The sequence below is a fragment of the Burkholderia sp. KCJ3K979 genome (assembly GCF_016759955.1).
GTDB lineage: Bacteria > Pseudomonadota > Gammaproteobacteria > Burkholderiales > Burkholderiaceae > Burkholderia > Burkholderia orbicola.
The window spans coordinates 96,992-103,251 of record NZ_JACFYV010000003.1 but is presented as its reverse complement, the minus strand read 5'-3'; the positions used below and the strand labels follow the sequence as shown (position 1 = coordinate 103,251).

The 6,260-nt window shown below is 67.5% G+C and carries 7 protein-coding genes; 1 reads left to right on the top strand and 6 read right to left on the bottom strand.

The window, feature by feature from the left end; all coding sequences use genetic code 11:
* The 3 genes from H3O04_RS01805 to H3O04_RS01795 form a co-directional block, all read right to left on the bottom strand.
* Positions 1–307 (bottom strand): hypothetical protein (locus H3O04_RS01805; protein ID WP_202587021.1); only part of this gene is annotated, 307 nt, incomplete at its 3' end.
* A 254-nt stretch (positions 308–561) separates the two neighbouring features.
* The gene (locus H3O04_RS01800; protein WP_006488377.1) at positions 562–1,029 is read right to left on the bottom strand and encodes a cupin domain-containing protein; all 468 of its coding nucleotides are present in this window, start codon (positions 1,027–1,029) and stop codon (positions 562–564) included.
* A gap of 121 nt (positions 1,030–1,150) precedes the next feature.
* Complete coding sequence (locus H3O04_RS01795) at positions 1,151–2,374, bottom strand: Zn-dependent hydrolase (RefSeq protein WP_202587020.1); 1,224 nt, start codon at positions 2,372–2,374, stop codon at positions 1,151–1,153.
* Positions 2,375–2,518: 144 nt separating this feature from the next.
* Between H3O04_RS01795 and H3O04_RS01790 the strand changes: the two genes are divergently transcribed.
* The gene (locus tag H3O04_RS01790; RefSeq protein WP_200161554.1) at positions 2,519–3,436 is read left to right on the top strand and encodes a LysR family transcriptional regulator; all 918 of its coding nucleotides are present in this window, start codon (positions 2,519–2,521) and stop codon (positions 3,434–3,436) included.
* A gap of 3 nt (positions 3,437–3,439) precedes the next feature.
* Here H3O04_RS01790 and H3O04_RS01785 read toward each other — a convergent pair whose 3' ends face one another.
* The 3 genes from H3O04_RS01785 to H3O04_RS01775 all read right to left on the bottom strand — a co-directional run bounded on the left by H3O04_RS01785 (position 3,440) and on the right by H3O04_RS01775 (position 6,172).
* Entirely contained in the window at positions 3,440–4,792 is a 1,353-nt protein-coding gene (locus H3O04_RS01785; protein ID WP_202587019.1) for a pyridoxal phosphate-dependent decarboxylase family protein, read from the bottom strand.
* A 20-nt stretch (positions 4,793–4,812) separates the two neighbouring features.
* Positions 4,813–5,112 carry an ArsR/SmtB family transcription factor gene (locus H3O04_RS01780; protein WP_202587018.1) on the bottom strand — a complete coding sequence of 100 codons (300 nt, stop codon included), beginning with the start codon at positions 5,110–5,112 and terminating at the stop codon, positions 4,813–4,815.
* 178 nt (positions 5,113–5,290) lie between these two features.
* Complete coding sequence (locus tag H3O04_RS01775) at positions 5,291–6,172, bottom strand: LysR family transcriptional regulator (RefSeq protein ID WP_202587017.1); 882 nt, start codon at positions 6,170–6,172, stop codon at positions 5,291–5,293.
* Positions 6,173–6,260: the final 88 nt, after the last annotated feature.

Below are 6,260 nucleotides of genomic sequence, written 5' to 3'. Positions count from 1 at the left end.
CCATGAACCCGAGAACGACCGCCACACCGGCCTTGAAAACATCGTCATCCCAGATCGCGGTGTAAATCAAATAAGTGGCAATCCAGGTCAACAACCCCGTGATGCTGCCACACAGGCACGATGAAATCATCGAAACGCGCCAGTATTTCGTGACCAGCAGATATTGTGGAATGGCAAACGCTGCCGTGCCCAGGTAGGCGATTGGGATGGAGTATTTGAGCGACCCGGGATCATCGGCCCAATACGACCACACCAGACCGGGCACAAGGGCCGAAAGGGCAAAAGCAAGAAAAGGTATCTGACGCATCGATATAGGCAGCAGCCGACGGCAACCATTCCATTGAAATCAAGAGCATTCGGCGCACGAATCGCGCATCTCGCGCGGCCACGTTTACGACCTTCGTGGCTTCGCGATGCATACGCCGGCGACGGGTATCGTCTCACTCGTCCGAGATCGGGACATTCACCGAGTATTAGATGTGCACGCACTATCTGTCCGCGGTAATTCCCGCGCGCACTTTGTACGAACAGCTTGCTCGGAAAATGACGTGCAACCGGCCGTCACGGCTGTTTCGGCAGCTCGACATACTCCTCGAGCTCGCCCGCGATATAAAGCCGCTTGCCGATGCGCGGGTATTCGCACACGTCGTGCTCGAGCCGCTGGCCGCCGACGAGCAGTTCCAGCGGCGCATCGCCAGTGTTCTGCACCGTATGCGCGTCGCCGCCGCGCGGAAAGCCGATGAAATCGCCGGGGCCGATTTCACTGGCGTGCTCGCCGATCGTCACCGCGCCGGTGCCGGACAGCACGTACACGAATTCCTCTTCGTACAGGTGGCGGTGATATTCGGCCGATTCGTGGCCGGGCATCAGCGTGAGCAGGTGCACGCCGAATTGCGTCAGCCCGGTCAGGTCGCTGAGCGGTCGCTTGAGACGAACGGCATTGGGATTGAGCGAATGCACCGCGCGCGTCGGTTCCATCTTCGCGATATCGGCGGCCTTCAGCAGTTCCCGGGGAAAGGGAGTCGACATGGGGATCTCGCAAGCGTGAATGCTTCGGTTGAACGCACGGCGCCGGCGCGGCGCGCGCAGCAGCCATTGTCCGACATTTTCACGCTGGCAAGGGCGCGCCGAACCGCACCCGGCGACGCAGTTAACGCGCGCAATCGGCCAGCAGGTTCGCCAGCACCGCCGCGCCTTGCGCGAGGTGTACCGGATCGGCATCTTCCGCTTCGTTGTGGCTGAGCCCGGCCTTGCACGGCACGAACACCATCGCGGACGGCGCGACGTATGACAGGTTCACCGCGTCGTGCCCCGCGCCGCTGCACATCTCCAGGTATGGATAGCCGGCGGCGGCCGTCGCCTGCCGCACACGCACGACGCAGTCCGCATCGAACACCACCGGCGCGTATTCGGCGATCGTCTGCACCTGCACGCACGTGCCACGCAGCGCGGTGCGCTCCATGCAGATTGCCTCGATATCGGCGACGAGTTGCTGCAACGCCGGCCGCGACGGGTGGCGCACGTCGACGCTGAAGCGCACCTTGCCCGGTATCGTGCTCGGTGAATTCGGCTCGCACGCGACATGGCCGACGGTCACGCGCGCGTCGGCATCGAACGCATGGCCGTGCTCGACGATCGCGGCGATCATCGCGGCCGCCACGCCCATCGCGTCGCGGCGCACGCTCATCGGCGTCGTGCCCGCATGCGACTCGAAGCCGGTCACCGTGACGTCGAGCTCGTAGATGCCCTGCACCCCCGTCACGACGCCGATCGGCAAGCCGGCCTGCTCCAGCACCGGCCCCTGCTCGATATGCGCTTCGAAATACGCTTTCGGCATCTGTCGCTCGCGCGCGGGGCCGGCGAAACCGGTGCGCTCGAGTTCGTCGCGCAGCAGCACGCCCGTCTGCATGCACGGGCGCGCCAGTGCGTAGTCGAGATCGAGCGCGCCCGCATAGACGGCCGAGCCCATCATGCCCGGCGTGAAGCGCGAGCCCTCCTCATTGGTCCACGCGACGACGTCGATCGGGTGCCGCGTCGCGATGCCGTGCTCGTTCAGCGTGCGGATCGCCTCGAGGCCCGCGAGCACGCCATAGACGCCGTCGAAGCGGCCGCCGAGCGGCTGGGTGTCGAGATGGCTGCCGCACATCACGGCCGGCAAGCCGGGCTGCGTGCCGGGCCGGCGCGCGAACACGTTGCCGATCGGATCGATGCGGACCTCGCAGCCCGCTGCCTCGCACCATGCGATGAAGCGGCGCCGGCCTTGCGCATCGTCGTCGCTCAGCGCGAGCCGGCAACTGCCGCCGTGCGCGGTCGCGCCGATCGTCGCCATTTCCATGAGCGAATCCCATAGCCTCTGCTGGTTCACGCGCATCATCGTCGCCGCTCCTGAAAAGCACCGAGCATATACACTCGACCCAATAAGAAAAATCCAAGATTTCGTTATGAGCGATAATTTTTGCTTATCACCCGGCATTCCGCCCGGAACCCCGTGCTTTCTTTCTCATCGGATCGATCGCCCATGAAGCTCAAGCAACTCGATGCGTTTCTCGCGGTCGCCGAGCATCGCACCATTCGCGGTGCGGCGCGTGCGCTCGGCGTCACGCAGCCGGCCGTCAGCGGCATCGTGCACGAGCTCGAACGCGAGCTGGGCGTACCGCTCGTCGTGCGCAGCGTCAAGGGGATCGCGCTGACCGATTACGGCAGCGCATTCGCGATTCGCGCGCGGCTGATCGTCGAGGAGATCCAGCGCACGCGCGACGAGATCGAGCAGTTGCGGCTGGGCACGACCGGCTCGGTATCGATCGCGGTCAGCCCGACCGTCGCGTTGACGATCCTGCCGCGCGCGTTCGCGGCCTTCACGCGCGACCTGCCCGGCGCGACGCTGAACGTCGACGATGCACTGACCGCGACGGACCTCGCGCGGCTGCGCGACGGCTCGCTCGACTTCATCGTCACGCACCAACTGTCGAACGCGCTGCCGGACCCGGACGAATTCGCGAGCATTCCATTGTTCCGCACGGCGTTCGCGGTCGTCGCGCGAAGCCGGCATCGGCTCGCGCGGGCTCGCTCGTTGCGCGAGCTCGTCGATGCGCACTGGTGCGTGCCGCGCTACGGCGAAGGCGGCGACGACCTGATCCGCTCGATCTTCATGCCATTCGGCCTCGACGTGCCGAAACGCGTGGTGCACTGCCCGTCGTTTGCCGCGACGCTCGGGCTCGTGTCGCAGACGGATGCGCTCGGCGTGTTCGCGCGGCCGCTCGCCGAGGTCGAACGCCAGTCGCGCGGGATCGTCGCGTTGAATCTCGCCGAGCCGATGCCGGCGCTGACAGTCGCGATCGTGATGCGGCGGCATGCGTTGCTGACGCCGGCCGCGCTCCACTTCATCGAGTGCCTGAAAGGTGCGTCTGCAACCGTGTCGGCCGCGGACGACGCGTGACGCTCAACCCACGTGCACGCCGCGCAGCTTCGTCAGCAACGCAACGAGACGATCGATGTGCACGTCCTCGGTGCGCCACGACGACACGCTGATCCGGAACGCCGGCCGCCCCTGCCACACGGTCGCGCCGAACCACACGTCGCCCGACGCCTGCGCGGCTTCGAGGATCGCCGCCGTTTCCTCGTCGGTGCCGGCGCGCACGAGCACCTGGTTCAGCACGACGCGGTTCAGCACGTCGTAGCCGGCCGCCCGCAAGCCGTCGGCGACCCGCGCCGCCTGCGCGCAATGCCGCTCGATCATCGTCGCGACGCCGGCGCGGCCGAGCGAGCGCAGTGCGGCCCACACGGGAATGCCGCGCGCGCGGCGTGAGAATTCGAGGTTCAGGTTCTTCTGCGCATCGTGCGCGCCGCTCAGATAGACGGCGTCGCTGTTCATCGCGGTGGCGAGCGCGGCCGCGTCGCGACAGATCACCATCGCGCCGTCGTACGGCGTGTTGAGCCATTTGTGACCGTCGGTCGTCCAGCTGTCCGCGCCGTCGATGCCGTCCGTCAGCGCGCGCTTCGACGACGCGCGCGCCCACAGGCCGAATGCGCCGTCGACGTGCACCCACGCGCCGGCCGCCTTCGCGGGCGGAATCAACGCCGCGAACGGATCGAATTCGCCTGTGTTCACTTCGCCCGCCTGCACGCAGAAAATGGTCATGTCGTCGAGCGGCGGCAACTGCGCCGGGTCGATCCGGCCGTGCGTATCGACCGGCGCGACGACGATGCGCTTCATCCCGAAGCCGAGCACGCGCAGCGCCTTCTTCACCGTGATGTGCGCGAGCGCGGAGATCACGACTTTCACTTCCGGCGCGCCGATCAGCCCGTCCTCGTCGATATCCCAGCCCTTGCGCGCGAGCAGCGCGCGCCGCGCGGCCACCAGCGCGACGAGCGTGCAGGCCGTCGCGCTCGTGCCGAAGCCGACCGCGCTGCCTTCGGGCAGCCCGAGCACATCGACGACCCAGCGCGCGGCCTGGCGCTCGAGCGTCGCGGCCACCGGCGAATTCGCATACGACGACGCGCACTGGTCCCACGCGAGCATCAGCCGCTCGGCCGCCGCCGCGGCCGGCAGCGTCGCGCCGATCACGAAGCCGAAGTAGTTCGGGCCGTTCGATGCGACCGTCGCGGGCGTACCGTGCTCGTCGAGCAGGCGCAGCACGTCGTCCGCCGGGCGGCCCGTATCGGGCAGCGGCTCGTCGAACGCGGCGAGGCCGGCGAGTGCGGCCGCATCGGGAAACGCGCGGCGCTCGTTCGTTGCGGCCAGATACGCATGCGCGCGCCGGTCGGCGTCGGCCAGCAGTGCCAGTTCGTCCATGTCGGGTGCCTCGGTCAGGGTCAGAGTTGCGAGAGATCGCGGCCGAGCTGCTGCAGCGCGCCGTCGATCCGCTTGTAGTACGTGAACTTGCCGACGCGGGTCGCCTGCACGAGGCCGGCGTCCGCAAGGATGCGCATGTGGCGCGTGGTCGTGGCCGGCGCGATGCCGAGCTTCTCGGTGATGTACGTACAGCACACGCCGAGCTCGTCGACGTCGCCATGCGGCTGCGGCGGGAAATGCTTGCGCGGCTGCCTGAGCCAGCGCATCACGGCGAGACGGCTTTCGTTGGCCAGGGCGCTGATGCGAGTGACGTCGTCCATCGGGATTCGGATTCGTTTGACGTTTTGAATATTAGCTAAATGACGAAATGTGGGCAATGGAGTCGAAGGGGGTTTTCGACGCATGATGACGTTCGCCGGCATGCACCGGCGCACATTCGATGTGATCGCGGCGAGATCAACGCTCCAACGGCTCGCAGGCCGCGCAAGCAACGTGCCTCTACGCCAGCGCCTGCGCCAGCCGGTCGATCAACGCCCGCACACGCCGCGGCTGCGCGACACCGCCCGGATAAACGATCTGCAGATCCACGTCGCCCGGCGAGAACGCGCCGAGCACCTCGATGAGCGCGCCCGACGCCAGATCCCGCTCGACGTCGACCAGCGACTTCAACGCGATGCCGTGCCCCGCGATGCACCACGCGCGCACGAGCGCGCCGTCGTTGGCGACGCGCCGGCCGCGCACCACCACGCGCTTCAGGACGCCGTCGATGCTGAACGGCCATTCGGCGTACAGCTCCTGGCCGAAGCGCATCACGATGCAGTCGTGCGCGGCGAGTTCGTCCGGGTGCATTGGCGCGCCATGTGCGGCGAGATACGCGGGCGACGCGCATACCACGCGCCGCGCACGGCCGAGCGAACGGCTGCGCAACGAACTGTCCGCCAGCGTGCCGCGGCGGATCGCGAAATCGAGCCCCTGCCCGACGAGGTCGACATACCCGTCGCCGAGATGCAGGTCGACCGTGACGCCCGGATGGTCGGCCAGGAATGCATCGACGACGGGCACGACGCGCTCGCGCCCGAGATCGGCCGGCGCACTGAGCCGCACCGGCCCCGACAGCGTCTGCACGCCCAGCCGCACGCGGCTTTCGAGTTCGTCGGCCTCGGCCAGCAGGCGTCGCGCGCCGTCCATCAGCGTGCGCCCCTCGTCGGTCAGGCTGATCGCGCGCGTCGTGCGCGTGAGCAGCGCCGCGCCGTAGTGACGCTCGAGCGCCGTCAGCCGCTCGGACACCGTGGCCGGCGACAGGCCGACCTCGCGGCCCGCCGCGGCCAGCCCGCCCTTCTCCACGATGCGCAGGAACAGCGCGAGGTTGTCGAGCAGCATTGTTCGCTCCTTCCGAAGGATATTTTCGCCATCTTCTGGATTATCCGGGAAAGGCGCAAACGGTACATTGGTCGCCGGACGATCGACG